General features: G+C 35.9%; 22 protein-coding genes. 9 read left to right on the top strand and 13 right to left on the bottom strand.

What is annotated here, in order from left to right; all coding sequences use genetic code 11:
• Positions 1–513 precede the first annotated feature (513 nt).
• From QA612_RS00590 to rlmD, 3 genes are all read right to left on the bottom strand, one after another.
• On the bottom strand, positions 514–1206 hold the full coding sequence (locus tag QA612_RS00590) for a M23 family metallopeptidase (RefSeq protein WP_278281791.1): 693 nt from the start codon (positions 1204–1206) through the stop codon (positions 514–516).
• Between the two features lie 128 nt (positions 1207–1334).
• Positions 1335–1970, bottom strand: coding sequence for a TetR/AcrR family transcriptional regulator (locus QA612_RS00585; RefSeq protein ID WP_278281790.1), 636 nt, complete (start codon positions 1968–1970; stop codon positions 1335–1337).
• Positions 1971–2492: 522 nt separating this feature from the next.
• Positions 2493–3866 (bottom strand): 23S rRNA (uracil(1939)-C(5))-methyltransferase RlmD, encoded by a 1374-nt coding sequence (rlmD, locus tag QA612_RS00580; RefSeq protein WP_278282102.1) that lies wholly within the window; start codon positions 3864–3866, stop codon positions 2493–2495.
• A gap of 678 nt (positions 3867–4544) precedes the next feature.
• On the opposite strand from rlmD, the gene QA612_RS00575 reads away from it, so the two are divergent.
• The 5 genes from QA612_RS00575 to QA612_RS00555 all read left to right on the top strand — a co-directional run bounded on the left by QA612_RS00575 (position 4545) and on the right by QA612_RS00555 (position 10057).
• Positions 4545–6290, top strand: a complete 1746-nt coding sequence (locus tag QA612_RS00575; protein ID WP_278281789.1) for a carbon starvation CstA family protein — start codon at positions 4545–4547, stop codon at positions 6288–6290.
• A gap of 66 nt (positions 6291–6356) precedes the next feature.
• On the top strand, positions 6357–6653 hold the full coding sequence (locus QA612_RS00570) for a cory-CC-star protein (RefSeq protein WP_278281788.1): 297 nt from the start codon (positions 6357–6359) through the stop codon (positions 6651–6653).
• 26 nt (positions 6654–6679) lie between these two features.
• Positions 6680–7630 carry an ArsA family ATPase gene (locus QA612_RS00565; RefSeq protein ID WP_278281787.1) on the top strand — a complete coding sequence of 317 codons (951 nt, stop codon included), beginning with the start codon at positions 6680–6682 and terminating at the stop codon, positions 7628–7630.
• Positions 7631–8149: 519 nt separating this feature from the next.
• Entirely contained in the window at positions 8150–8617 is a 468-nt protein-coding gene (locus QA612_RS00560; RefSeq protein ID WP_278281786.1) for a DUF948 domain-containing protein, read from the top strand.
• Positions 8618–8818: 201 nt separating this feature from the next.
• Positions 8819–10057: a DUF418 domain-containing protein gene (locus QA612_RS00555; RefSeq protein WP_278281785.1), complete on the top strand. Its 1239-nt coding sequence runs from the start codon at positions 8819–8821 to the stop codon at positions 10055–10057.
• 319 nt (positions 10058–10376) lie between these two features.
• Here the strand turns inward: QA612_RS00555 and QA612_RS00550 are convergent, their stop codons facing one another.
• The 5 genes from QA612_RS00550 to QA612_RS00530 form a co-directional block, all read right to left on the bottom strand.
• Positions 10377–10874, bottom strand: a complete 498-nt coding sequence (locus QA612_RS00550; RefSeq protein WP_278281784.1) for a P-loop nucleotide/nucleoside kinase family protein — start codon at positions 10872–10874, stop codon at positions 10377–10379.
• A 249-nt stretch (positions 10875–11123) separates the two neighbouring features.
• On the bottom strand, positions 11124–11339 hold the full coding sequence (locus QA612_RS00545) for a hypothetical protein (protein WP_278281783.1): 216 nt from the start codon (positions 11337–11339) through the stop codon (positions 11124–11126).
• Positions 11340–12228: 889 nt separating this feature from the next.
• Positions 12229–13188, bottom strand: a complete 960-nt coding sequence (locus QA612_RS00540) for an ABC transporter permease subunit (protein ID WP_278281782.1) — start codon at positions 13186–13188, stop codon at positions 12229–12231.
• Positions 13189–13203: 15 nt separating this feature from the next.
• The gene (locus QA612_RS00535) at positions 13204–14142 is read right to left on the bottom strand and encodes an ABC transporter ATP-binding protein (RefSeq protein ID WP_278281781.1); all 939 of its coding nucleotides are present in this window, start codon (positions 14140–14142) and stop codon (positions 13204–13206) included.
• 518 nt (positions 14143–14660) lie between these two features.
• On the bottom strand, positions 14661–15575 hold the full coding sequence (locus QA612_RS00530; protein WP_278281780.1) for a diacylglycerol kinase: 915 nt from the start codon (positions 15573–15575) through the stop codon (positions 14661–14663).
• Positions 15576–15909: 334 nt separating this feature from the next.
• Between QA612_RS00530 and QA612_RS00525 the strand changes: the two genes are divergently transcribed.
• From QA612_RS00525 to QA612_RS00510, 4 genes are all read left to right on the top strand, one after another.
• Positions 15910–16389 (top strand): hypothetical protein, encoded by a 480-nt coding sequence (locus QA612_RS00525; protein ID WP_278281779.1) that lies wholly within the window; start codon positions 15910–15912, stop codon positions 16387–16389.
• Between the two features lie 281 nt (positions 16390–16670).
• Positions 16671–17528 carry a dimethylarginine dimethylaminohydrolase family protein gene (locus QA612_RS00520; protein ID WP_278281778.1) on the top strand — a complete coding sequence of 286 codons (858 nt, stop codon included), beginning with the start codon at positions 16671–16673 and terminating at the stop codon, positions 17526–17528.
• Between the two features lie 416 nt (positions 17529–17944).
• Positions 17945–18436, top strand: coding sequence for a GNAT family N-acetyltransferase (locus QA612_RS00515; protein ID WP_278281777.1), 492 nt, complete (start codon positions 17945–17947; stop codon positions 18434–18436).
• Positions 18437–18488: 52 nt separating this feature from the next.
• A complete protein-coding gene (locus QA612_RS00510) occupies positions 18489–18740 on the top strand; it encodes a hypothetical protein (protein ID WP_278281776.1) in 252 nt (83 codons plus the stop codon).
• Positions 18741–18970: 230 nt separating this feature from the next.
• On the opposite strand, the gene gatB is transcribed toward QA612_RS00510, so the two are convergent.
• The 5 genes from gatB to ligA all read right to left on the bottom strand — a co-directional run bounded on the left by gatB (position 18971) and on the right by ligA (position 25799).
• A complete protein-coding gene (gene gatB, locus QA612_RS00505; RefSeq protein WP_278281775.1) occupies positions 18971–20404 on the bottom strand; it encodes an Asp-tRNA(Asn)/Glu-tRNA(Gln) amidotransferase subunit GatB in 1434 nt (477 codons plus the stop codon).
• Between the two features lie 13 nt (positions 20405–20417).
• Complete coding sequence (gatA, locus tag QA612_RS00500) at positions 20418–21872, bottom strand: Asp-tRNA(Asn)/Glu-tRNA(Gln) amidotransferase subunit GatA (protein ID WP_278281774.1); 1455 nt, start codon at positions 21870–21872, stop codon at positions 20418–20420.
• Between the two features lie 14 nt (positions 21873–21886).
• A complete protein-coding gene (gatC, locus tag QA612_RS00495) occupies positions 21887–22177 on the bottom strand; it encodes an Asp-tRNA(Asn)/Glu-tRNA(Gln) amidotransferase subunit GatC (protein WP_278281773.1) in 291 nt (96 codons plus the stop codon).
• Positions 22178–22513: 336 nt separating this feature from the next.
• On the bottom strand, positions 22514–23746 hold the full coding sequence (locus QA612_RS00490) for a CamS family sex pheromone protein (RefSeq protein WP_278281772.1): 1233 nt from the start codon (positions 23744–23746) through the stop codon (positions 22514–22516).
• Positions 23747–23786: 40 nt separating this feature from the next.
• Positions 23787–25799 (bottom strand): NAD-dependent DNA ligase LigA, encoded by a 2013-nt coding sequence (gene ligA / locus QA612_RS00485; RefSeq protein WP_278281771.1) that lies wholly within the window; start codon positions 25797–25799, stop codon positions 23787–23789.
• Positions 25800–25802: the final 3 nt, after the last annotated feature.

Raw genomic sequence — 25802 nt, 5'->3', positions numbered from 1 at the left:
TGATATTTTTATTCAACTTACTTACCTTTAAAGCTCACACAACTGTTTTAATTTTTCTTCGATTTAAGTAAGGATATTAAAAAAACGTATCCATAATTTTATCTGCAAAAAAATACAGCCAAATTCGGAATACGATTGAAAAAACAATTGTAAAATTATTATAACATTTTTTAAAAAATATTACAAATTTATTGTTGACAAAATATTTTATCATGAGTTAAAATGTAGTTTTATTCACTCAATTCACTTGAGATGAGGTATAAAAAATGACTCCAAAAAGTCGTGAAAAATCTGGAAATCCCCTATAAATAACCACCTTTGTTCAGTGGAATGATTCCACAATTAAACTAATTTAATCTAACCCTCTTTACGTTCGAGACTTAGTTCAAGGACGTCCTAGGCAACATATATTTAAATTCTTAAGATGTTAACATATTGTTCAGTTCATTTAACTTCTTACTCGAAATATGAAGCCCAATAGCACAAACTTCTGCTAATCAGCTATTCATTGGATTAGTAAACAAACCTTATCCTATCTTTATTTGTAGGAATACCATTAACTACTTTTTGCCACTCACCATCTTGGAATAGTTCATATTTTTCAAAAGCACAAGGCAATCCGCTTGCAGTAGATATGTCACAACTATCCATTAGCTGAAAATGCAAATGTGGAGCAAAAGAATTACCTGAATGGCCCACTTTACCAATAACTTCACCTTTTTTTACACCCTGACCGACTGAAACCTGGATAGATCCTGTTTGAAGATGGACTAAGGCAGCATAAACATTGTCGCCACATTCCATAATGATGTAGTTCCCAGCAACTGATTGTACGTCGTCTTTATTCGGATCGAAATAACGGGCATTTTTATAGGCTTTAGACATATCTGAAAGTAAATTCGTACGTGCTCGTTCTTCATAACCATCCTCTGCTTGGACAACGATTCCGTCGCAAGGTGCATATACATCTTGGCCCCAACAGTAATAATCACTTAAGGAAACCCCGAAAATAAGATATTGCGGCAAGCTAACACGATAGGCAGGCCAGCCCGTTCTTTCCCAATCCACCTGTATAAAGTCATAAGCATATCTTGTTCCAAACTGGTCTGTTCCGTGACTTGGAATTTTTGTTCCTGGAGTGTTAGGTGAGAGCCATTCTCCTCTCAAAGGAAACTCTACAAGTATCGGTTCACGCGCTTCAATCATCTCATACCTCCTCGTCCATTCTTTATTTAGATTATTGAAAATGACTATCGCTAAAGTGCTAGAACGATACTAATACGTGCAGGCATGTGCTTTTTCCATTCCCATTGTAACTAGCATTTCCAAACCCTTCATTCACTGCTTGATGTATAGAAAATTTTTCTAAGTTCGTCAAAGTATTCATCAAGTGATGAAATGATTTGTTTATAATCCAAATTTGAAGTTTTCGAATTTCTAATCTCATCCAAAATTTGATTAGTAAAACCTATATTAGACCACAAAATAATCTGTTTACACTTGTCAATATTTAAACCAGCTCTAAACTTAGAAACATCAATCATATCAAATATTTGTTCGTCGCATGATAATTGCTTTTTGTTGACTCTTTTCTCAAGTGCTTTGTTGACCTCATAAGAGTTTGTCACGATAGAAAGTTTGTTAAACTCAAAAATCCACGGATACTGTTTTAGTAATTCAATTTGAAGAAGATACGATTGCCGTAGCCTATCAAAAATATCTTTTTCAGTAAAATCCATTTTCATAAAGTATTCTTTATTAAGAAGTTCTGTGAAGTAGTCATAAACAAGCAGAAAAAGTTCCTGTTTATTACTTACATAATGAAACATCAGTGCTTTAGAAATCCCTGCTTCTTTAGCAATTATATTTGTGGAAGCCTTGTCAAATCCTTTTAGTGCAAATTCTTTTAAGGCGGCATTTAAGATAGCGTTGCGCCTTAAAGGATCTAAATCCAATAATTTTTTTGGCATATTCAATATCCCCTTGAAAATCTCCTCTATATTGACCTATTAGGTCAACGTTATTATGCCACCATTTACCTAAAAGGTCAATATTTTTTTAATTTGCACAAGTTTCCAGCCTTGAGTTGAATATATTTCACAACTATAGATATGTTCTCAAAGAACAAAAAAAGATGCCAATGTCTAACCACCAGCATCTCAATTTATCTATATTTACTTAAAACCTTGGTAAATCAGCCTTTGATCCTTCTTTCCATGACAGTCAGACCAGGCACTCCACATGTAGCGAACTTGGAAATGTGTCGAGTTGTCTGAAAATGTTTCCGTTTAAAAGTGCATTTGCCCTCATATTTTTGCACTAAAATGTGCACCTCAATCATTACGCAAAGCTCTTCCCCATATCTTTCAACATCTAATTCCGCGTAAAAGTTAGACCACCGGGGTCAAAAAATCCCCCGAACCAATAGTCCGAGGGAACATAAAACACACTTCCATATTCAATTAAAAATCGCCAAACCTATTGATACCAAGCTATTTCAACTCTATCAACGCTACACACTCCACATGTGTCGTATGCGGAAACATATCGACAGGCTGAATTTCCTTCGCTTCGAAGCCGTGTTCTGCGAGATATTTCAGGTCTCGTGCTAATGTTGCGGGGTTACAGGATACGTAAACCACTCGATCTGGTTTCATGTTTACGATTGTTTCCAGAAATGCTTCATCGCAGCCTTTCCGTGGCGGATCTACAACGATTACATCTGGTCGGATTCCTTGTGCGTACCACCATGGCATTACTTTTTCAGCTTCTCCAACAGCAAAATTAACGTTTTCAATGTGATTTAAACGCGCATTTTTCTTTGCATCAGCAATCGCTTCGGGTACAATTTCCACACCATATACATGCCTTGCTTTTTGTGCTAAAAATAAGCTAATCGTTCCAATTCCACAATACGCATCAATAACAGTCTCTTTTCCTGTTAGTTTTGCGTACACTAACGCTTTGTCATACAGCACTTTCGTTTGCTCTGGATTTACTTGATAAAAAGATCGGGCTGAGATCGCAAACTTAATGTCTCCAATAAAATCATAAATTACTTCCTCGCCCCAAAGGACTTCCGTTTTATCCCCAAATACAACATTAGTTCGCTTAGGATTTATATTTTGTACAATGGATTTTACGTTCGGGATACTCGAACGAATTTCTTCGATGATATTCTTTTTATTTGGTAGCTCTTTCCCCTTCGTTACGAGCACGACCATGATCTCTTTTGTTATTTTACCGTAACGGACGACAACATGCCGAAGTGTTCCTTTATGTTTTTGATCGTCGTAAGCACGGATTCCATATTTTTTCGCGATCGTTTTAACAGTCTGAACAACTTCATCATTTGCTTCGTGCTGAATCATGCAGCTTTCCATATCGATGATTTTATGACTCCGTTCTGCATAAAAACCAGCAACTAGTCCTCCCTCTTCTTCCCCAAATGGAACCTGCGCTTTGTTTCGGTAACGCCATGGTTCATTCATCCCTAAGGTTGGATGGACAACAGCATTTGTGATTCCACCTATTCGTTCTAATACATCGCGGACATGCTTTTGTTTATGCTTTAACTGTCCCTCATAGCTTAAGTGCTGAAGCTGACAGCCTCCACACTCTTTAAAAATAGGACACGGTGGTTCGGTACGGTGTTGGCTTTCTTCTATCGTTTCCATCAGTCGGCCAAAACCATAGTTTTTCTTCAATTTTACAACCTTTATTGTTGCTCTCTCTCCAGGCAAGCCTCTCTGGACAAAGATCGGAAAGTTATCTATTTTTGCCACTGCTGCACCATCGTGAGTCAAATCCTCGAAGGTCACTTGTAGCAATTGGTTTTTTTCAACAGGCAATTGGTCTTTTGTCATTATGTTTAATCCTTTCACGGCAATTTCTGATATTGATTGTATCATAACGAACCCCTAGTATTAAATCGAGACAGTATTAATCTTTTTCAGTTGACTGCCATAAAAATAGAAACAGTTCAGTAGTGGAAGGCGGTGACTCCAGCGACGAGCTTTTACTTCATGAATTGTCTTGACTGGTAAAGCTTCTGAGCAATACTTTGCAAATTTGCAAAGGTAGAGAAATAAGCGCTATAGACTTCTGGAAAGAGAGCTTCTATCTTCCCGGAAAGTATGATCATACAATTTGCGGGACAATAGGGAGCCATCTAGAAGACCGCAAAACAGAAAATAGAAGTATTGCAGTCGACAAGTAACGTTCTAGACGACGCAAACCATGAAATAAAAGAAATACTGTAGAGAGACACCGTTCTACACGACTGCAAAACCACTAAAACGCAAAACAATGTTGATGCATTACTTTCGTTTCTGAACACACATTCATAGGCATGTATTGCTTATCCAATCATATAATTTATTAGCTTTTCGAAATAGTTTAAAAATGAGAAAAAAGGAGGGTGAAGGAGAAAATAAATGTAAGCGCTTTATTTGTTGGTAAAACTGGTCTTTTTCGTCTTTTTCCTTTATATGGACATGGTGCCATAATGTAGTTGTATGACATTATACTGGGAGGGATATGCCATGAATGCCGTTTTATTAGCTTTAATAGGAATGTTTGTCTTTTTCCTAGGTTATCGCTATTACTCCAAGTTTGTTGCAGAAAAGATTTATAAGCTCGATCCGAATTATGTAACACCTGCCCACCAATTCAAGGATGGTGTTGATTTTGTACCTACAAACAAGTGGGTATTATGGGGTCATCACTTCACCTCCGTTGCAGGGGCAGCACCAATCTTAGGACCTGCCATTGCCATCTATTGGGGTTGGCTACCAGCTGTAATATGGGTACTATTAGGGACTGTATTTGCAGCAGGTGTTCATGATTTCGGTGCACTCGTTCTATCAGTTCGAAATAAGGGACAATCAGTTGGAACGTTAGCGGACAAAATCATTGGTCAGCGTGCGAAGATCTTATTCTTATTTATTATCTTAATCCTTGTTTTAATGGTTAACGCTGTTTTTGCATGGGTAATTGCAAATTTATTTATAACATTCCCATCTTCCGTGTTATCCGTATTTATTCAAATTCCACTAGCGATTTGGATAGGTTATGTCGTTTATCGAAAAAAAGGTGGAATGCTTTGGCCTTCATTAGCTGCTTTAGCCACCATGTACATCGCAGCTGTTGTTGCTTCAAAAGTACCAGCTTTACAAATTGATTTACCTCGATATTTTGGAGGCGAAGAAAACATTGTAGCCTTCGGATTAAATGGTGTCGCATTCTCCTTCTTCGTTTGGATAATCATCTTAATGGTTTATGTTTACATTGCATCTACTTTACCAGTTTGGAAGCTACTACAACCTCGTGATTACATTAACTCTCATCAATTGGTCGTTGGTCTAGCCATTTTATATCTTGGATTATTATTCTCAAATCCATCCATTACAGCACCGATGACAAATAGTGCAGCAACAGATACTCCTTGGTTACCAATACTCTTTATAACCATTGCTTGTGGTGCCATATCTGGATTCCATGGCCTCGTTGCATCTGGTACAACTAGTAAACAACTTGATAGAGAGCCCCAAGCCCGTATGGTTGGGTATGGTGGAGCTGTTGGGGAAGGATTATTAGCGCTAGCATCCATCATTGCCGTTGCCACATTGTTTAGTAGTTCTGGTGACTTTCTAGGTGCCTATAGCAGTTTTGGTGATGCAAGCAGTGGTGGTTTAGGAAACTTCGTACAAGGTGCTGGACAATTAGCAACCGGACTATTTATTCCTGCAGATGTTGCTAATACCATCGTGGCGGTAATAGTCGTTAGTTTTGCCGCAACAACGTTAGATACGTCCGTTCGTCTCATGCGCTATATCATTTCAGAGCTTGGTAAAACATATAATATTAAGTCCATTACTAAAACACACGTAGCTACTACTATTGCAGTTGGTTCAAGTGCTGCACTTGTACTACTTCCAGAAGGTCCTCAAGGATTCGGATCCGGAGGTTATGTATTATGGCCATTGTTTGGTACATCAAACCAGCTTTTAGCAGCAATTACATTACTTCTTATCACGTTGTGGCTAAAGCGACAAGGAAGAAACTTCCTAGTATCACTCATACCAATGGTCTTCTTATTAGCCATGACCTTGTACGCAATGGGACTTCAAATCATTACAGAATGGTCCTTCTTTGCTGGAAGTAACCCTAGTTTACTCCTATTTATTTTAGGCTCCATCATCTTTGTTTTTGCCTTCTGGATTCTACTAGAAGCAGTAGCAGCCTTAGGTAAAAAAGATCCTGCTAAGCCAAAAAATAAGGCTATGTAAAACGCATAAGAAGTAGAGGTTGGCTTCTCTTTCATAAAAGATGGAGAAGCCTTCTTCCCTTCTTTTATGAAGAGATTGTTATTTCATCCTTATAAAGGACGGTGTCATCCATTGAATTTAAAGCGCATTCTAGAATTGTATGATGAAGTATTACGAACTGGACACCGATCAGAAATTTTGAGGGAGCTTAGAGACGAAGACGATCTTTTTATGCTTCTTCTTTATTCTGATATGCTCGGTATTCCTAATCCAGCTTTTTATTACACACTTGAATTGTATCCGCACATGCTAGAGAAATTTCATCAATGGCATTTAAGAATGGGAATGGATAAATCACCTTTAACAGGATTTCGGTGTTGTTAAGAGGCTCTAATAGGATGGTGATAGTTATGATTGATAAGATAAATATTTTAAATAAAAAAGTTATTTTTGTTGGCGGGAAAGGTGGAGTTGGAAAATCTACCTCTGCAGCCGCTATCGCACTCGCAGCAAAGAACATTGGAAAAAAAGTACTTTTGGTTTCAACAGATCCTGCTCATAATCTAGGTGACCTATTTCATACAAAGCTAAAAGGAGAACCTAAAAAGGTGGAAGGGAATCTCTTTGTAATGGAGATTAACTCCGAAAAAGAAAATGATCGTTACATTGCTAGTGTAAAGAAAAACCTTGAGGGGCAAGTACGATCTTCCATGATTGAAGAGGTCCATCGACAAATAGATATGGCAAAGACAACACCTGGTGCAGATGAAGCAGCACTCTTTGATCGAATCACATCATTAATATTAGAGGAGTTAGACAGGTTTGATTTACTCATTTTTGACACAGCTCCTACTGGACACACTTTACGACTCCTATCTTTGCCTGAAATGATGGGGGTATGGATGGATGGCATGCTAGAACGTCGTCGAAAAACCAACGAAAACTATATGCAATTAATAAATGATGGTGAGCCTGTCGACGATCCTATATTTAAAACATTACAAGCACGTCGTGATAAATTTAGTCAAGTACGGAAAGTCCTTTTAAATGGAGAAATGACTGGATTTTTATTTGTTCTTAATCCAGAAAGACTTCCAATCCAAGAGGGAAAACGGGGGATTGATACATTAAAACAACATGGAATTCCCGTACTAGGAATTGTTGTGAATAAAATTTTACCGGACGAGGTAGACGGTATTTTTTTTCAAAAGCGTAAAATTCAACAATTGTCGTATTTAAAAGAAATTGACAAGCTTTTTACCGGAATTCCTCAAGTAAGATTAGAGCTCTTGGATGAAGATATTTCTACACCTTTACATCTTAAAAAAGTTTCAAAAAAATGGGAAGAATTAATTTGTTAGTACGATGTTTAGTATATATATTGGTAAGAGTCATACAAGTGAATAGCTATCCATGAACAGCCCATAGGCAACTGTCTGTGGGCAATTATTTTATGCCCTCAATACATTCAATTTTCTGTCTTTTCCACTTTCTCCACCATACCATGACCCCTCACTCAAAAAAATTCTTAAAAGAAAATTTTTTTTGGAATCATAATATAGTAGTTTTCCATATACTTATTACTAAGAGACTTTCCATTCAGTAATTTCAGTCACCGGTTTTTTCCTCAAGGTTTCTCACACACTTTTTTCACCGTTGTTTATATATTTAAAAGTTCGGGAAATGATTAACAGTTCTCACAATAATATTATGAATGTAGAAATTTATTGATTTATTCCTTCCTTATTGTGAGTATATTGTTCAACTACTTGATATAATAGAAACGTAATCGTTTACTTTTTGTAATAAAAAAATAAACTCACCGCTTTCTTCATTTGATTGTATTGAGTATAACTATTTTCCATAAAGGAGTGGAGCATATGGACTGGTTAGGAATTGGTGTATTTGTCATTGCTATAGGATTTGCAGTAGTTGTTATTTTTCTTGTGCCTGTTTTAAAGCGCTTGGAGCAAACGTTAGGTTCTACTGCTGAAACAATAGATAAAACGCAAAAAAATATTGAGAATATATCTAGTGAAACAACATTAATGCTCTATAATGCAAACGAAACGATATTAGATATTAATAACAAATTAATGAAGCTAGATCCTTTATTTCAAATAGTTAATGATACTGGAGAATCAGCAAACCATCTTACCTCTTCATTACTGAAGGTAACGTCATTGACAGATAGCAAAATAGATAACAATAGGGAGACTCAACCCAATGAGACTTCTTCCTTGTTTGATCGAAATAAACTACAAGGTCTCGTTCGGGGAGCAGCATTCATTTACTATTTGCTCGAAGCAAAAAAAGTGATTGAAAAACGGAAATCAAATTTAAATTAAATTGTCACAAAAAATTCAGGGACATGGTCCCTGAATTTTTTGTGACAATGAACTACATTTATCCGTCGCATTAGTAAATTTTTTCTAAAACAACAATTTCAAAATACGTAAAAGAGGTTTATTATATAAGTGTGTAGGGTATTTTTTCCTATTAACCAAAAATTTGTATCATCATAATCTTAAAATTAAAGGAGATATCTAATGGATAGCAAAAAGGAACCAGTCCAATCCGTGCAACAGTTAACACCGTTGTCTGGAAAGGATCGTCTCAATCATATTGATAGTTTAAGAGGTTTTGCCTTACTCGGAATTCTAATCGTAAATATGCTAGCTTTTCAATACGGTATTTTTGGTCAAAAATTTATTTTCCCGATCTTATCTACTGCAGATCAATCTACACATATCTTAGTCGAATGGTTCTTTCAAGGAAGCTTTTATCCCATATTCTCCATGCTCTTTGGTTTTGGTGCTATTATCATGTGGGAACGAATACAAGCAAATAACCGATCCTTTACACTTTTATTTATACGAAGGATACTCATTTTACTCGTAATTGGTTTTGTGCATCTCTATTTTATTTGGGATGGAGATATATTAGTTACATACGCCATAACAGCTTTTATTTTTGTCTTTTTTATTAAAAGAAAGGCTAAAACACTCCTTATCTGGTCCTTAGTCATTGGTGGACTTCTCACAGCTATAGGATTAGTTCCAGATGATGGAGAGGAAATTTTAGGCTTTGAAGCATACGGTGAATATGAACAGAATGTCTTAAGGGATGGTTCGTACACAGAAATTGTTCATTTCCGATTAACTTCTAACCCATTTGAAAAAGTCGATTTTGGAATGGACCTTGATCCCCTCGAAAGAGAAATCATGATTACTACATTCGTTATTATTTCTTATTTTTCTGTATCGTTACAAACCTTTTTCTTATTTTTACTCGGTGGTTTTTTTGCAAAAATTCGTTGGCTTCATGACGTTAGAAAGCATAAAGGCATATTAATAAAATTAACAGCTATTACAATACCAATTGGCCTTCTATTAAAGGGAGCAATGGTGTTTACAGACAATAGTATGCTAGATTATGTTGGGTATATAACTGGAGGTCCAGTTCTTGCCGTTGGCTATGTAACAGGTTTTTGTTTATTATTTTTAAAATTTAACACTCATAGAATTTTCAATGGGGTTGGTTATGTTGGGAGAATGGCTTTAACGAATTACTTAATCCAATCCATCGTAATGACCTTCATCTTTTATGGATACGGCTTCGGGTTATTAGGAGAGATAGGAACTCTATTAGGGACATTGTTGGCTTTTGCATTATTCCTTTTACAAGTACTCTTTAGCAAATGGTGGCTAAACAGATTTCATTATGGACCTATGGAATGGTTTTGGCGAACGGGCACGTACTTGAATGTACAAAAACTGAAAAAGTGAAATGATATTTCAAAATAAAGAAAGGTGATTCACAGGACTTGAACCTGCTGAATCACCTTCTCTTTTCTAAGTAGAAATGGTTAATACTAACTTCATCCCCTATAGCTTAACATCATTTTCCAGTTTGTGGACATAAAAAAAAGAGCTGCCAATCGCAACTCGTTTTTTTTACGCACTCCGATTAGTTGAAGAATGAAGAAATTCTTAATCTGGTTTAATCCCTCCACCCCATAAAGAAAAATTATGTCCTAATACCTTTAAATTGCCCGTTGCAAACGAATTTTTCTTCTGGTTCTATAGCGATGTGTTGAACTCCTTGTTATTCTTTTCCGCTAAACTCCAATATATTTAAACCCTCGGATGCTTCTGGTGCTTCAAAAAATTTAGTAACATGATTAAACACCGCTTCCGTGTCAAAAGCTGCTCTTTCCGGTTGTTCATTACGCCTTTGTGCAATGTTACGTAAGCATTGCTCTTTATTTAGATTAAGAAAAATTAGTTGATGGCTTGCGTTTACCTCTGACGCCATATCCAAAAACCACTTTCGAAGTTTTTGAGTATTAGCTGGAAAATCCATCACTACATCTGTACCGACACTTAATATGTTTTGGACATGCTTTTTCACCAACGGTTTGAGCTGAGTTGAGAATTTTATATAGTCCTCAAATGATGCAATCTGATTGGGATAAAGAGATGCAAGCCATTCATCCTCAGACAACAGTACAGCATGTTTATCTATCGCCAATTTTTTTGATTTAGTTGATTTTCCTGCGCCCATTTTTCCACAGAAAAAGTATAGCGTCCCCATTTTTTTCATATTCCTTCCCTCCCCCCCCGACCTAATTAGTGGTTGTTACTTGTAAAACAATAATTATTGAAGATATCTGTAACTACTTCTTCTGCTTGAATATGATAATAAAAATTATATGGATTGAAAAATAATAACGCGGCAATTAAAGTCACGAAACACAAAGCTAATATTATATATTTTTCTTCATTAAAAACTCATCCAATTTAAGCGTTCCTATTTGATACAGAAACGGAGAGTTTAGTTGAATATGTACTACTATATTTTTCCTTCCTTTATCCATGTCCAAATTCGATAACTACCGAAAATAGATACTAAAAAAAGAATAATCATTACAAATACCCATATACCCAATCGGCTTATTTCTTTTAAACCTTCTGCATTTAAAGCTATAAAACTTGAAAAGCCTATCAACATTAGGTAACAGAATACATTAGGAATAATCCAAGCAACCCTTAATTTGGTGTTCTTCAAAAAATCTCCCCTTTTTCAAGTGTCCCTCTCGTTAGTTTTAAAAAAAGGTTTGCTCTTATTGTGCAAAACTCTCCGTTTGTTTAACTATAGGTTTTCACATTGTTTCAAAATATATATTACTTTTTTCTTTCATGAACGTTATTATTTCCGTTCTCAGCTAACGTAAAAAGAAGAAATACAATCCCTAAATTTATATAGATTACGCCATATGACTTAAAGAAAAAGAAATTATCTAATAATAATTCGTATATTAACAAAGTAATACCTACAATAAAAAATATTATACTTGAGACAGAACAAACTTTTCCCCACTTGGACGCTTTTTTCCATTTTCCCATTATACTCTTATATAAACCTCCCCGTTTTGTTGAAGTGTATGTGTTCACAAATGTTGCTTTTTACTGTTGATAGAGTTTTTGTTATTGTTATCACTCTCAGCTAACATAAGGAAGAATAAAAAAATTCCAAAATAATGAATGGCCTAGTAGGTTACTAAATTGTAAAACCTTCTACTGATAAATCATACATTAACAAAACTAGACCTATCGCTAAAAAAATCAAATTTGATATAAAACAAAACTTTGCCACTTGGACATTTCTCTCCATCTTTTTATCATACCTTTTTATAAATGCTCCCACGTTGTTTAAGTGATTATATCCATATTTTAACATATTTAGTTCGATTACTTTCTGAATTATTCATATAAATCATCAACTTTAAATTTTAATGTATCTGGAATTGTATATAAAAACGTCCATAACACTAGCTAGTGTATATGGACGTTTTGTACAGCATTTTATGATACATATTGTCAAATTAGTATACAAATTTGGAAAAGAATTGAAAATACATTTCTGATATTTATAATAGGAAACGGAACCCTTTAGGTTAATACGCAATATCCTTTTTCTGAAAATAAACCGTAGCTAACCCGAGTAGAATAATGACGTAAACTGCCAGAACAGCTAACGAAAATGGTAAGGTTACCCCTTCTATTATCGTATCGTGTACTACGTATTCCGTTAAACTTAAATGGGGAATAATAACAAATTTGTACCAAGCTGTATCGGCTAATAAAAAGTTTAACGCTTGGGACATGGTCGTTGCAAACAATGCAAAGATCCCTACACCTACTGCTAACGCTTGACTTCTAAATAACGTAGACAGTGAAAAAGAAATAACAACAAATACTAGCATATTTAATGTATACAACCCAATTTTTGAAAAGATAAGGTTAGCAGCTGTTGTCTCCACCATTGCACCTTCAAAGGAACGTTCAATCATTGCCGTATTCCAGCTGGCAGTATCGAAAAGGATCAGTCCTAGAATATAATTAGTTACAAATAGGGTAACAATTAACACGATGGAAAAAAGTACGACAGTGATGAATTTTGAAACTAAGAATTGCCACCTTTCATACGGACGAATAACTAACTGTTTTATGGTACCTGTATTCATTTCTGATGAAACGATTGAACTGGCCACTATAACGCTGAAGAGAGTGATGAAGGATGCAACACCAAGTAGTGTATCATTCATGTAAATTAAATTGTTGAACTGTCTTGGATTAATTCCACCTTCTAAATAAGCTGTATTTTCTTCAATAATCATTTCTGCGAAATCTTTTTCCCATTCAGAGGCATCTTCAGATTGTAAGATTTCCCGTTCCTGCTCGATTTCTTGCTCTAATTGCATCTGCCATTCATCAGAGTCTAGAGCAGTATTTGCCTCAAAACTATAGTACATCAATGTAAATAATAGCGTAAAAACGATAATTAAACCAACAAAAATCCATGGTTGTTTTTTCGTCCAGAGCTTAATCCACTCATTTTTTAATAAAGATAGCATGTGTCATTTCCCCTCCTATTCCTCAGCTTTTTTTCCAACTGCGGTAAGTTGTAAGAATCGATCTTCTAATGATGTCTTCGCTGATTCAATAGCAAATACATCGATATCATTCTTTACAAAAAGTTGATTTATTTTCGGTATATTTTCATAGCTCATACTCAATGTAACACTTTCATTTTCAGCTTCTACTATTTCTATACCAGATGTGCTATTTGCAAGTACTTCTTTTGCTTTTTCTAAGCTACTCACAGTAAATGAAACAAGATTAACTTCGTCTCTTTGAATGTTTAGCTCAGATATATGAGAGATGTCAATGATTTTTCCATGCTCCATAATGGCTACTCGATCACACATTAATTGCATTTCACTTAATAGGTGGGAAGATACTAATGAGGAAATCCCTTGTTCTGTTAAAATTTTTAAGTAGTCTCTTAAATCACGAATACCCTGAGGGTCTAAGCCGTTTGTCGGTTCATCTAAAATTAAGACAGAAGGCTTATGTAGTATTGCTTGTGCAACACCGAGGCGTTGTTTCATTCCAAGGGAGTATGTTTTCACTTTGTCATGTATTGCATTGTTTAATTTTACTAAGTCAACTACTTCACGCAACCGTTCATCTGTTATATTCGTACGTGCCATTCGTGCGTATTGCTGAAGGTTTTTGTACCCAGACATATGGTCATAAAATGATGGATTCTCTATAATTGCCCCTATATCCGTTTTACATAGCTGTCCAGCTTCATCTAAATCCTTTCCATTAATGATGACTTTTCCTTCTGTTTTCCTAATAAGTCCAACAATCATCCGTATGGTCGATGTCTTTCCGGCACCATTAGGCCCTAGTAATCCAAATATTTCTCCATGCTGGACTTGGAAGGATGCATCATTAACAATCCGTTTATTCTTCCCAATTGTCTTAGTGAGGCCTTTTACCTCTAATGCATATTCTGTCATGTTATCACCTCGTATTCTTTCTATTGAATAATACTACCCTGAAAATAGGTACACTTAATCTACCCCTATACCTATTCATCAAATATTGCAAAATTCATTTACATAGTTTACTAATACTAAACGAATAAAATATAACCACCCCTCATTATAAACATAATTTAACACAAATGGAAATTTATTCATTACGAAACATTACGAAACACCTACAAATTGGTCACGAACCATGTCCCGTACTATTTTGTGACAATTTGTATGACGCATCAGCTGACTAATCTATTCTTTTGTACTCTATTATACTAATACGAATCAAAATTAATTTGGATTCATTTATTTTATATTTTTATTTAAGGATGGTGGTTTGGACAAAAGTTGAGGACGACAGAATATTGAGGACTTTGGTGTAATTTCATCGACATGATTCGGCCGATATGGAAAAGTTTAAATTAAACAAAAGGAGACTTTACTTCGTTTGTAAGTCCCCTAAATATTTTTTCATTCATTCAAAAGTGAGGTACTAATTAATATAACTTTTGAAAACATGTTAAGTCTTTGTTTGGTACTAACATCTCTATATGATTATGAAGGTTCACAAATTCTCCAGGGAGCATTCCCCCGTATTCTCCGTCTAAATTTAATTGAAGCTCGTTTACACTATGGACCTTTATGCGGCTAGCTTGTACATAAATTACTCGTTCATCATGTATGTGCTCACCACGCATTGCAGAACTTACTAGTCTTGCAACATCCGCCAAATTTGTTTTCTTTAAGATGATTAAATCGAACAAGCCATCATTTAAATACGCATTAGGAGCCAGCTTTTCAAATCCTGCAACAGAATTCGTGTTTGAAACAAGAAACAGCATAATTTCACCTTCAAACCATTTCCCATCATACTCAATCGTTACTTCGCTTGGTTTTATTCGAGGGAGTTTTTCAAACCCTTTTACATAATAAGCAACTTGTCCAATCATCGTTTTTAATTTACTAGGTACTTCATACGTTAGCTCCGTCAAGGCCCCTGCTCCAGCTATATTTATAAAATATTGAGAGCCTACCTTCCCAACATCTACTGACTGTAATTTTCCTTCCGTAAGTACTTCGCATATTTCATTTATGTCCTTAGGTAGGTGTAAAGCGCGGGCGAAATCATTTGTTGTACCTCCAGGAATAATACCGAGAGTGGGACGATTCTCTTGCTCTGAAAGTCCATTTACTACCTCGTTAATCGTTCCGTCTCCACCAGCAGCTATTACTAAATCAAACTCTCGTTCACAGGCCTTTTGGGCTGCCTTTTTAGCACAATCTTTCCCTGTTGTAGCATGTGCGGATGCTTCATAGCCTGCTTGTTCTAGACGTTCAAGAATGATGGGCAATTGCTTTTTCATTTGTTCCCTTCCAGATGAAGGATTATATATTAGTCTCGCCCTTTTCATAAAAAAACCTCCAAAGTTCAAATAATTTCCACATTTTATGGACAGTATATCACTACTTTTATTAAAAAAGAACGAAAACCTCTCCAAATAATTCTTCCCAAAGTTTTTTCTTTAAAACTTTCTATTATATGTATTTGATCGGTAGTACAAGTATGCTCCTCAATTACAATCATCTTAACTTCCACAGAATTACTAAAAATTAAAGAAATTACAATTTCTTTACCACTTCAAAACTTGTCGTATATTATCAAACGATTTTTTTAAATGTGTGAGCAAAATCATTTCTGTTTCCTTCTAAATGAGATAAGATAGTCTCAAAAGGAGGTTCACAAAAATGTCAAAATTCTTTCACAGATTCTTCATATCTGTACTGTCAGTTGTTATTTTTAGTGCATTGCTAGCTGGATTTCAATATCATTTTAGTGCAGCGGGTGAACTTGGTTTTGGAATGTTATTAGGAATTTACGTATTTTACACTGCTCCAGTATTTATTCTTGGAGGAATTCCTGCTTCTTATGCCGTGGACGCCTTTTTAAAAAAGGACAAAAAGGAACTTGCATCAAAACTCGAAACGTATCTCCGTTCAGTAGGAATGTACGGTGTAGCCGGAATTGTGGTAGCTATGATTTATTCCGCACTTACCTCATTAGCTAATGGACAACTATTCTTTACATTTGCAGAATCGTTCCAAAGTATCTTAATTGGTATTGTTGCTGCAATCGTGTATTACAACATCAGCCTTCTACTACAAGTTAATTGGGAAAAGCTGAAAGAGCAGCATAGAGAAAGAGAACAAGCAAATGAGTCCTACTAAAGACTAATAAATCCAATTACACCTTTAAACGCTTGAAAAGTTAATTAAAATAGAAAAAAGGGTATCTCAAAAAGTAAGGGAAGCTTTTTGAGATACTCTTTTTGTATTTTACTGAAAGTGCATCGAACAATTATGGGAATATGATAGTTGCTTTAGCTATTCTAAGACGTATTTTAAACATGTTAAGATAATTTTCTTACCTTAAAGTCAGACTATCATTCATATCACAGAAAATTAAGGAGAACCTATTTATAAATAATTCATATTTAATGGAGGATACTATGTCTTTATTATCTAAACAAAGTGAAAAAACGTATTGTCGAACTGAATATGATAAATTAAAACGAGTCATCTTATGTGAACCAGAACATATGACCATTCATGGTGAGATTAATGAAACTCAAAAGCATTTTAAGGATAAAGGATTTCACATTGAAATTGCCAAAGAACAGCATCAAAACTTTGTAAAAACGTTACAAAAGCATGGTGTTGATGTTATCCTTTTGCCAGTTAATAGCAACTATCCAGAACAAGTCTTTACTAGAGATATTGGCTTTACATTAGGTCAGACTATTTTCGTAGCAGAAATGGCACACGGTAGTCGCATTGGAGAAGAAAATGTCTTAAAGGAATGGCTAGAAAAGGAAGAAATTTCTTACTATAACTTAATTGGTGACATGATTGAAGGTGGAGATGTCATTGTGAACGGTCATCAAATATTTGTGGGACTAAGTAATCGCACAAACCAAAATGCAATCGATCATCTCCAACGGTTGTTACACGAATATGAAGTCATTACCATTCCTTTCACAGAAAAATATCTACACCTTGATTGTGTATTTAATATTATTTCAAAGGATGAAGCTCTCTATTTTCCAGGAGCCTTTGATAAAAAAGAGGAAAAAATTTTGGCAGACCATTTCGATTTAATTGAAGTAAATGATGAGGAACAATTTACTCTCGGCACCAATGTTCTTTCAATAGGAAATAAGAAAATCTTTAGTTTACCAGTCAATCGAGAGGTAAATCAGCAACTTCGTATTCGTGGATATGAAGTTGTGGAAGTAGATATTACGGAGATCATTAAATCAGGTGGATCATTCCGATGCTGCACTCTCCCAATTTTGAGGGAAAAATAACTTATCTATTAACTATTCAAAACACCGCTGTCTCAACCGTTCACCTTTTGAACAGTTGAAGACAGCTTTTTTTGTATAATAATTGTTTCGAGTACAGAAGTAATTTATGATAAAAGAAACATGTTGAAATACACTTTACACATCACTAGTCCTTACATATGTTTCTTGATTTTCAAGTGAGGTTAGTCTAACAAAGAAAAGGAGGAGAAGGAAAGTTGTGGAAACAATCATCAATGGAGAGACTGTATACTCCTTAGAAGAGAACTAATGTGAATAACCCGAAATGATGGGTTCATATACCAGGTTCGGGTTTTTCATTACAATGAAATTCATAAAAAAACTACCACATAACTGACCGATTTTAGGATGAATGTTATACTTATAACGGAAAAAAATTGACAATATGGAGGAATGACATGATAAGGAATATTACATTTTCACCAATGACAGAACAATGTGCTACCGCTATTGCATCATGGACGTTCGATCCGCCTTTTGAGCTTTATAGTATGGACAGTTCTGCAGAAACAATAGATGAGATTCTAGATGAACAATTCTTTGCTGCTCATAATGAACGTGAAGAATTAATTGGATACATATGTTTTGGAGAAAGCGCCCGTGTTCCCGGAGGATACAATTTTGGTATTTATGAGGATTCATCTGTTTTAGATATTGGCCTCAGTTTAACACCCAACCTAACAGGCAAAGGATATGGCAATCAATTCTTACATGAAATTATCCACTTTTCAAAAAGGTTTAACAAACCAACATTACAACTGGTTGTTGCTACGTTCAATGAAAGAGCTATAAAAGTTTATAAAAAGGCAAGCTTTAAACCAAAAAATCAATTTCTTAGTCCTGTTGACGGTAAATACTACGAATTTATGCAAATGCAATATCATTATTAACTCAAAGAAACTTATTACCTTATTTCAGCATTGCTTTTTAGGAGGCCTTGTTTTGCTTAATAATATCTTTGCTTATATATTTCTCTTTCTAATAGGATATCAAGTCTATTTTATTTATTACCTATTTTCTTATTCTATTACAACCCCTTCCCTTTCACTTGCTGTTAGTGTCCTTGGCATATTTTTAGCCATTACTGTTATCTATAGAAAACATAACTATAAGAAGCACATTCAGACGATGGCTGTATCTGTGAATATATTGTCAGTTTCTGCAATAATGACTTACCTATTTATTATATTTTAGCGATACAAAAAACTAGTGTTGCCTTTTCTGTTTGTGGGGTTATTGGGTGAATTCTATATTACCGCAAATTCACTCTTCCACTATTTGCGGAATTATTGGACCCTTCTATATTTATTGCAAATTTACTTTTCCACTGTTTGAGGGAATTTCTCTATATATGTACCGTAATACAGAAAAATAAAAAACTCTGCACCTATAGAAATAGGGCAGAGCTTTCTTTATTTATTCACCTAACGTTTATTGATTTCCTGTACTAACAGTTGATTTACTAATTGTGGATTAGCCTTCCCTTTTGAAGCCTTCATTACTTGTCCAACAAGGAAACCAATTGCCTTTTTCTTACCTTCCTTAAAGTCAGCGATGGATTGATCATTTTGATCTAATACATCATTAACCATTTTAAGAATTTCACCCTCATCAGAAATTTGGACGAGACCTTTGTCTTTTACGATTTGTTCAGGATCTCCACCTTTTTCGATTAGTTCACTGAAAACCGTTTTTGCAATTTTAGAAGAAATTGTTCCTTTTTCAATAAGTGTAATCATTTTCACTAGGGCCTCAGGAGTCATTGGAACATCTTCTATCTCCATATCATTACTATTTAAATAACGATTCACTTCTCCCATTAACCAATTGGACACTGGCTTTGCTGGACCACCATGCTTTAGGCACACTTCAAAATAATCACTCATTGATTTTTGCTGCGTTAACACAGATGCATCATAAGGAGGAAGATCTAATTCTTCCACATAACGTTTTCGTCGAGCATCTGGAAGCTCAGGTATTTGCTTTTGAACCTTCTCTCTCCAAGCCTCATCAATATGGAAATCAACAAGATCTGGATCTGGAAAATAACGATAATCATCAGATCCTTCTTTTACACGCATTAGTAAAGTCTTATTTCCATTCTCATCCCAGCGACGAGTTTCTTGAAGAATTTCTCCACCTGATGATAATACCTCTGCCTGACGGACCTCTTCATATGCAAGACCTTTTTGTACGTACGCAAAGGAATTTAAATTCTTTAATTCAGTCTTTGTTCCAAATTCTTCTTGACCAGTTGGACGTAAAGAGATATTTGCATCACAGCGTAATGATCCCTCTTCCATCTTACAGTCAGATACTTCAATATACTGCATGATCGCTTTTAATTTTTCCAAATAAGCATATGCTTCTTCTGGTGTGCGAATATCTGGCTCCGATACGATTTCAACAAGTGGTGTTCCCACACGATTAAAATCTACTAACGAATGACCTAAGCCATCCACATGAGTAAGTTTCCCAGCATCCTCTTCTAAATGAATACGAGTAATTCCAATTCTCTTTGATTTCCCATCTACCTCAATATCAATCCAACCATGCTCTCCTACTGGCTTATCAAACTGAGATATTTGATATGCTTTTGGATTATCTGGGTAAAAATAATTTTTTCGGTCAAATTTCGTAACTTCTGCAACTTCACAATTCAATGCCATTGCTGCTCGCATAGCAAACTCTACCGCTTGTCGATTCAAAACTGGGAGAACACCAGGGTGACCAAGACAAATTGGGCAAGTATGAGTATTTGGCGGTGCACCAAACTCTGTCGAGCATCCACAAAATATTTTTGATTTCGTTTTTAATTCCACATGGACTTCAAGTCCGATAACTGTTTCAAAGCTCATTCCTGATCCCCCCTTAAAGTTTTGGTTTCAACTCATTAAAGTTTGTTGCTTGTTCGAAAGCATGAGCTACACGATAAATAGTTGCTTCGTCAAAGAACTTACCGATTATTTGAAGACCAACCGGCAATCCACCTGCTAATCCGCTAGGAACACTGATGGCAGGAACCCCAGCTAAATTCACTGGAATTGTTAAAATGTCCGTAGCATACATCGTTAATGGATCATTTACTTTCTCACCAATTTTAAATGCTGTTGTCGGTGCAGTAGGTCCAATAATGACATCAAATTTGTTAAATACCTCTTCAAAATCCTGCTTAATTAATGTTCTAACTTTTTGAGCCTTCTTATAATAAGCATCGTAATAGCCAGAGCTTAATGCAAAAGTACCAAGCATAATTCTTCGCTTCACTTCGTCTCCAAATCCTTGACTACGAGATTTTTTATACGTTTCTATTAAATTATCCTCTTCAACACGTACGCCGTAACGAATTCCGTCAAAACGAGCTAGGTTTGCTGAAGCCTCTGAGGATGCTAATAAATAATAAGCTGCTGTTGCATACTTAGAATGAGGAAGGGAAACTTCCTCCCATGTAGCTCCAAGTCCTTCTAATGTTTTTAGAGATTGCATCACTTGTTCTCGCACCTCTGTACTAACACCTTCACCTAAGTATTCTTTAGGAACAGCGATCCTTAATCCTTTAACCCCTTCGTTTAATCCTGCAGAAAAATGAGGGACATCTACATTAGCGCTTGTAGAATCCATTTTATCGTGACCAGATATAGCTTGAAGGACGAATGCATTATCCTCAACGGTACGTGTTATTGGACCAATCTGGTCTAGTGAGGAAGCAAATGCCACTAATCCAAATCGTGATACTCGTCCATATGTAGGCTTCATTCCAACTACACCACAAAAGGAAGCTGGCTCTCGAATAGATCCACCAGTATCTGATCCTAAGGAGAAAAATACTTCTCCTGCTGCAACAGAAGCTGCAGACCCACCACTAGAACCTCCTGGTACTCGATCAAGATCCCACGGGTTTCTCGTTGGTTTAAAACCAGAGTTTTCATTAGAAGAGCCCATTGCAAATTCATCCATATTTAATTTACCAATAGTAACTGCTTGTGCATCCATTAATTGATTTACAACAGTTGCGTTATGAATTGGTTCAAAGTTCTCTAATAGCTTACTTGCACAAGTGGTACGAACTCCTTTTGTAACGATATTATCTTTAATTCCTACTGGAATACCAAACAAGCTACCAGACAGCTCATTTGCAGCTACCTTCGAATCCAGCTCAGCTGCCTTTTTTCGTGCAGCCTCCTCTGTTAAATGAAGAAAAGCGTCTACTTTTCCTTCTACAGACTGAATTCTTTTATATGATTCATCTACTAAATCAGTAACAGTCAACTCTTTTTTATGTAACAATTCATGTATATCTGATATTCGGTGATCAAACAAACTCATTCTTATCCCCCCTTTTACTCAAGAACAGATGGAACTTTAAATTGTCCATCTTCATGATCTGGCGCATTTTTCATAACATCCTTTTGATCTAATGAAGGCTTTACTTCATCTTCTCGAAGTACGTTTTTCACATCTAAGACGTGAGATGTTGGTTCAACATTTTCTGTATCAAGCTCGTTTAATTGCTCTGCATACGAGATAATATCATCTAATTGCTTTGCAAACAGCTCAATTTCCTTTTCTGAAAACTCTAGACGAGCTAAGTTAGCAACATGTTTCACTTGTTCCTTTGAAATACGTTCCATTTTTTCCACCTCCAACTTCCTCTATAACCTATGTTTTCCACTGCATTACAATAGTATGATAATACCAAATAACAACTAGACAAGCAATGAGCTAACAAATTTTACTTCATGATTTTTTAGACTAGTTAAAATATTTCTGTGTCACTTTAATAAGAAAAGCGCAAGCCGCCCCAATTCCGCCTAAGTACAGCCTACGTCCTGTAGGCAACGGTTAAATCATCGAGATCCTGTCTCCTAGACACCTTACTTAGAGTGAAAATTTTTTACTTTCTATCTTTAGAAAAAACAAGCGAATGGGTGTAATCATCCGCTTGCCTAGCAACTTAAAAAAAACGTTTATTTATAAATATGGATATACGGTTCCTCATTAGGATAATAAATAATTAGGCTTTCTGGACCATGTACAGAGTTTACATAAACATATATAGGCGCCGATGCAGTGAAAATATTATTCACCCGATTACTTATAAATTGTGTCAAAGCAACAATTTCAGGCTTTCCATGGGATTGTAAATTTAACTCAATGGTCATTTCTTCTAAGAGTTCGTTCTTATATCTCCCTTTCCCTACAATGCCTATAGATCTCCCAAAGAATTCCTCTACTTCAACTCTAAATTGGTTAAAGTTATTTGACTCATTCGGGTACTCTCTACGAGCTTCTGCTGATGGGAAAAAGTAATATTCTTCATTAATTGCCTCCCAGTCATCTATAACTGCCTCCTCTGCATCTAAAGAAGTCATAGAAATAAAGCTACCAGGTACAATGGATCCCCTTCTTTCTTCACGATATAATGCTATTGTAATAGGAATTTCTTCTAATCCAGGTCTCCCTCTAAGTCGAAACACAACTTCTTGAGCAATCTCTCTCCCCTTTGTTTCAATCATTTCATCAGTTAAAGGTTGCTCATGGAACGTATATAATCCCCTATCATCCTCTAAACGAAAATAGTAGACAGAGTTTAATGCTAGACCTATAACAATGCCACCTAATTCAACCCTTTCATCTTCCGTTTGATAGAAGTATTGATGTTCAATTAGATGTGATAATACCTGTGGTCTTTCTCTCATTCGTTCCTCTAATTCCTCTAGTGATAACTCTTCTTCTTCAGCTGTTTCATTACCTTCACCATCTACTTCAATATCATATAAGGAAGGATTTAATCCGTGACGATACCTGTCCTCATTCGGATTATATCTACGTAACCAGCTATTTATTTCATTACCACTTAACGTATTTCCTTCACGAAAAAAATAACGATCTTGGCTAAATCTCGTTGTCGCTACTTCCATCAATCCTAATTCAAATTGATTAATATCGATCCTGTTGTTCATAAATGGTGCAACCGTTCCTCTTGCAGGGCTACGATAATAAGAACCATCTTCCTGTAGCACATTTCGATAAAAGTTTTCCGGTGTATCAATGGTTGGTGTAATTATATATTGCTGCTCTTCTACTCCATCCGACTCTTCTACTATAATAATCTCATTTTCCCCCCGTTCAAGGGAAGGAACACATCCTGTTAAAACGAGCAAAATGGAAACGATAATTATCGTTAGTTTACTCTTCATCCTTCCATCACACCTCTCACCATTTTACCTCTTCAGTAAATCAATCATTATTTTGTAATTCTTGGAGTAATCGTTCCTCGTTCCAAATTTCAATGTTTAAGTCCTGTGCCTTTGTAAGCTTTGACCCTGCTTTATCACCAGCAATCAATAAGTCTGTCTTTTTACTCACACTACCAGTAACATTTCCACCTCTTGCTTCTATTTCTACTTTTGCATCATCACGGGTCATCTGTTCCATTGAACCTGTTAAGACAATCGTTTTCCCACTAAAAAATGAAGTACTTTCGTTTTCCGTCTGTAGTCGAGGTCCTTTATAATCTGTATTTACTCCTTGTCCTTGCAGCTCCTCTATCAAAGCATTTACCTCTGGCATTTCAAAATAGCTTGCTATGGAGTCAGCCATTTTCTCACCAATCTCATCGATGGCTTCCAGCTCTTCACGATTTGCTCCCTGAAGCTTTTCTATCGTTTCAAAGTGCTGTGCAAGGGTTTTGGCAGCTTTTGACCCTACGTACCTAATTCCTAATCCGAATAAAAGCTTCTCTAAAGAATTTTCTTTACTTGTCTCTATTGCCTTTAGAAGATTATCAACAGATTTTTCACCCATACGTTCAAGCTTTAATAATTCCTCTCGATGTAGCTTATATAGGTCTGCTACATCCGTTACAAGGTCATGATCAAATAACTGTGTAATCACTTTCTCACCTAAGCCATCAATATTCATAGCATTTCTCGAGACAAAATGTATGAGACCCTCTCTAATTTGTGCAGGACATTTTGGATTTACACAGCGTAACGCTACCTCTCCTTCTATACGGATAAGCTCGCTATGACACTCCGGACATTCTTTTGGCATGTTAAAGTCAAGCTCATTGCCAGTTCGATGGCTAGTAAGTACATTTACTACCTCTGGAATAATGTCACCTGCTTTTTTTATCGTAACTTTATCTCCAAGCTTTATATCCTTTTCGCGAATAAGATCTTCATTATGAAGGGATGCTCGTTTTACTGTTGTACCAGCTACAGAAACAGGTTCTAGAATAGCTGTAGGTGTCACAACACCAGTTCGCCCAACACTTAATTCTATATCTACTAGAGTAGTTACCACTTCTTCTGCAGGGAATTTATAGGCTGTTGCCCAGCGAGGGCTTTTCGCAGTAAATCCCAGTGCCTCTTGATCCTTTAACGCATCTACCTTAATAACAATTCCATCAATTTCATAAGGTAAATCTGCACGCTTACCTAACCAGTCCTCACAATAAGCAATGACTTCTTCAATGTTTCTACAATATTTATGCTGGTCATTGGTTTTAAAACCTAATTGTTTAACAAATTCTAACGATTCGTGGTGGGACGCCATTTCTTTCCCCTCTAGTTGGCTAACAGAGTAGATAAAAATGTCTAGATTTCGTTTAGCAGCAATTTTTGGATTTAACTGCCGTAATGACCCAGCAGCTGCGTTTCGTGGATTAGCAAATAGAGCTTCTCCGTTCTCTTCCCTTGCTTCATTTAATCTTATGAAGGAACGCTTTGGCATAAATGCCTCTCCACGAACCTCTATCGTCACATCCTCTTTTAATCGGAGTGGAATGGATGGAATCGTCTTTAAATTGTTTGTAATATCTTCCCCCGTTGTCCCATCGCCCCTAGTTGCACCTAGAACAAAACGACCTTTATCATATTTTAACGTGACAGCTAGACCATCAATTTTCAGCTCACAACTATAAGACGGTTCATGACCTAGGTTTTGTTTCGCACGTCGATCAAAATCTCGCAGATCATTTTCATTAAAGGCATTAGATAAGCTTAACATTGGGATATCGTGCTGTACTTTTACAAAATGCTCTAATGGCTGTCCCCCAACCCGTTCACTAGGCGAGTCATCACGCTTAAGCTCAGGATGCTCCTCCTCTAATCTCTTTAACTCATTTAATAGCTGATCATACTCGGCGTCAGACACTTTCGGCTGGTCAAGTACGTAATAATGATAAGCATAATCATTTAATACATCAGTTAAACGATTAATCTCGTGCTGTACATCTTTCACTGTCATTTT

The organism is Evansella sp. AB-P1, from assembly GCF_029688925.1.
GTDB lineage: Bacteria > Bacillota > Bacilli > Bacillales > Salisediminibacteriaceae > Evansella.
This window is presented reverse-complemented; position numbering and strand designations above follow the sequence as displayed.

Excerpts from the sequence above, each read along its gene's own strand:
- gatA (WP_278281774.1), bottom strand. The coding sequence starts at position 21,872 with ATGAGTTTGTTTGATCACCGAATATCAGATATACATGAATTGTTACAT.
- QA612_RS00535 (WP_278281781.1), bottom strand. The coding sequence starts at position 14,142 with ATGACAGAATATGCATTAGAGGTAAAAGGCCTCACTAAGACAATTGGG.
- QA612_RS00560 (WP_278281786.1), top strand. The coding sequence starts at position 8,150 with ATGGACTGGTTAGGAATTGGTGTATTTGTCATTGCTATAGGATTTGCA.
- QA612_RS00590 (WP_278281791.1), bottom strand. The coding sequence starts at position 1,206 with ATGATTGAAGCGCGTGAACCGATACTTGTAGAGTTTCCTTTGAGAGGA.
- QA612_RS00565 (WP_278281787.1), top strand. The coding sequence starts at position 6,680 with ATGATTGATAAGATAAATATTTTAAATAAAAAAGTTATTTTTGTTGGC.
- QA612_RS00575 (WP_278281789.1), top strand. The coding sequence starts at position 4,545 with ATGAATGCCGTTTTATTAGCTTTAATAGGAATGTTTGTCTTTTTCCTA.
- QA612_RS00550 (WP_278281784.1), bottom strand. The coding sequence starts at position 10,874 with ATGAAAAAAATGGGGACGCTATACTTTTTCTGTGGAAAAATGGGCGCA.
- QA612_RS00520 (WP_278281778.1), top strand. The coding sequence starts at position 16,671 with ATGTCTTTATTATCTAAACAAAGTGAAAAAACGTATTGTCGAACTGAA.
- QA612_RS00540 (WP_278281782.1), bottom strand. The coding sequence starts at position 13,188 with ATGCTATCTTTATTAAAAAATGAGTGGATTAAGCTCTGGACGAAAAAA.
- rlmD (WP_278282102.1), bottom strand. The coding sequence starts at position 3,866 with ATGACAAAAGACCAATTGCCTGTTGAAAAAAACCAATTGCTACAAGTG.
- gatB (WP_278281775.1), bottom strand. The coding sequence starts at position 20,404 with ATGAGCTTTGAAACAGTTATCGGACTTGAAGTCCATGTGGAATTAAAA.
- QA612_RS00530 (WP_278281780.1), bottom strand. The coding sequence starts at position 15,575 with ATGAAAAGGGCGAGACTAATATATAATCCTTCATCTGGAAGGGAACAA.
- QA612_RS00555 (WP_278281785.1), top strand. The coding sequence starts at position 8,819 with ATGGATAGCAAAAAGGAACCAGTCCAATCCGTGCAACAGTTAACACCG.
- QA612_RS00525 (WP_278281779.1), top strand. The coding sequence starts at position 15,910 with ATGTCAAAATTCTTTCACAGATTCTTCATATCTGTACTGTCAGTTGTT.
- QA612_RS00515 (WP_278281777.1), top strand. The coding sequence starts at position 17,945 with ATGATAAGGAATATTACATTTTCACCAATGACAGAACAATGTGCTACC.
- ligA (WP_278281771.1), bottom strand. The coding sequence starts at position 25,799 with ATGACAGTGAAAGATGTACAGCACGAGATTAATCGTTTAACTGATGTA.
- gatC (WP_278281773.1), bottom strand. The coding sequence starts at position 22,177 with ATGGAACGTATTTCAAAGGAACAAGTGAAACATGTTGCTAACTTAGCT.
- QA612_RS00570 (WP_278281788.1), top strand. The coding sequence starts at position 6,357 with ATGAAGAGATTGTTATTTCATCCTTATAAAGGACGGTGTCATCCATTG.
- QA612_RS00585 (WP_278281790.1), bottom strand. The coding sequence starts at position 1,970 with ATGCCAAAAAAATTATTGGATTTAGATCCTTTAAGGCGCAACGCTATC.
- QA612_RS00490 (WP_278281772.1), bottom strand. The coding sequence starts at position 23,746 with ATGAAGAGTAAACTAACGATAATTATCGTTTCCATTTTGCTCGTTTTA.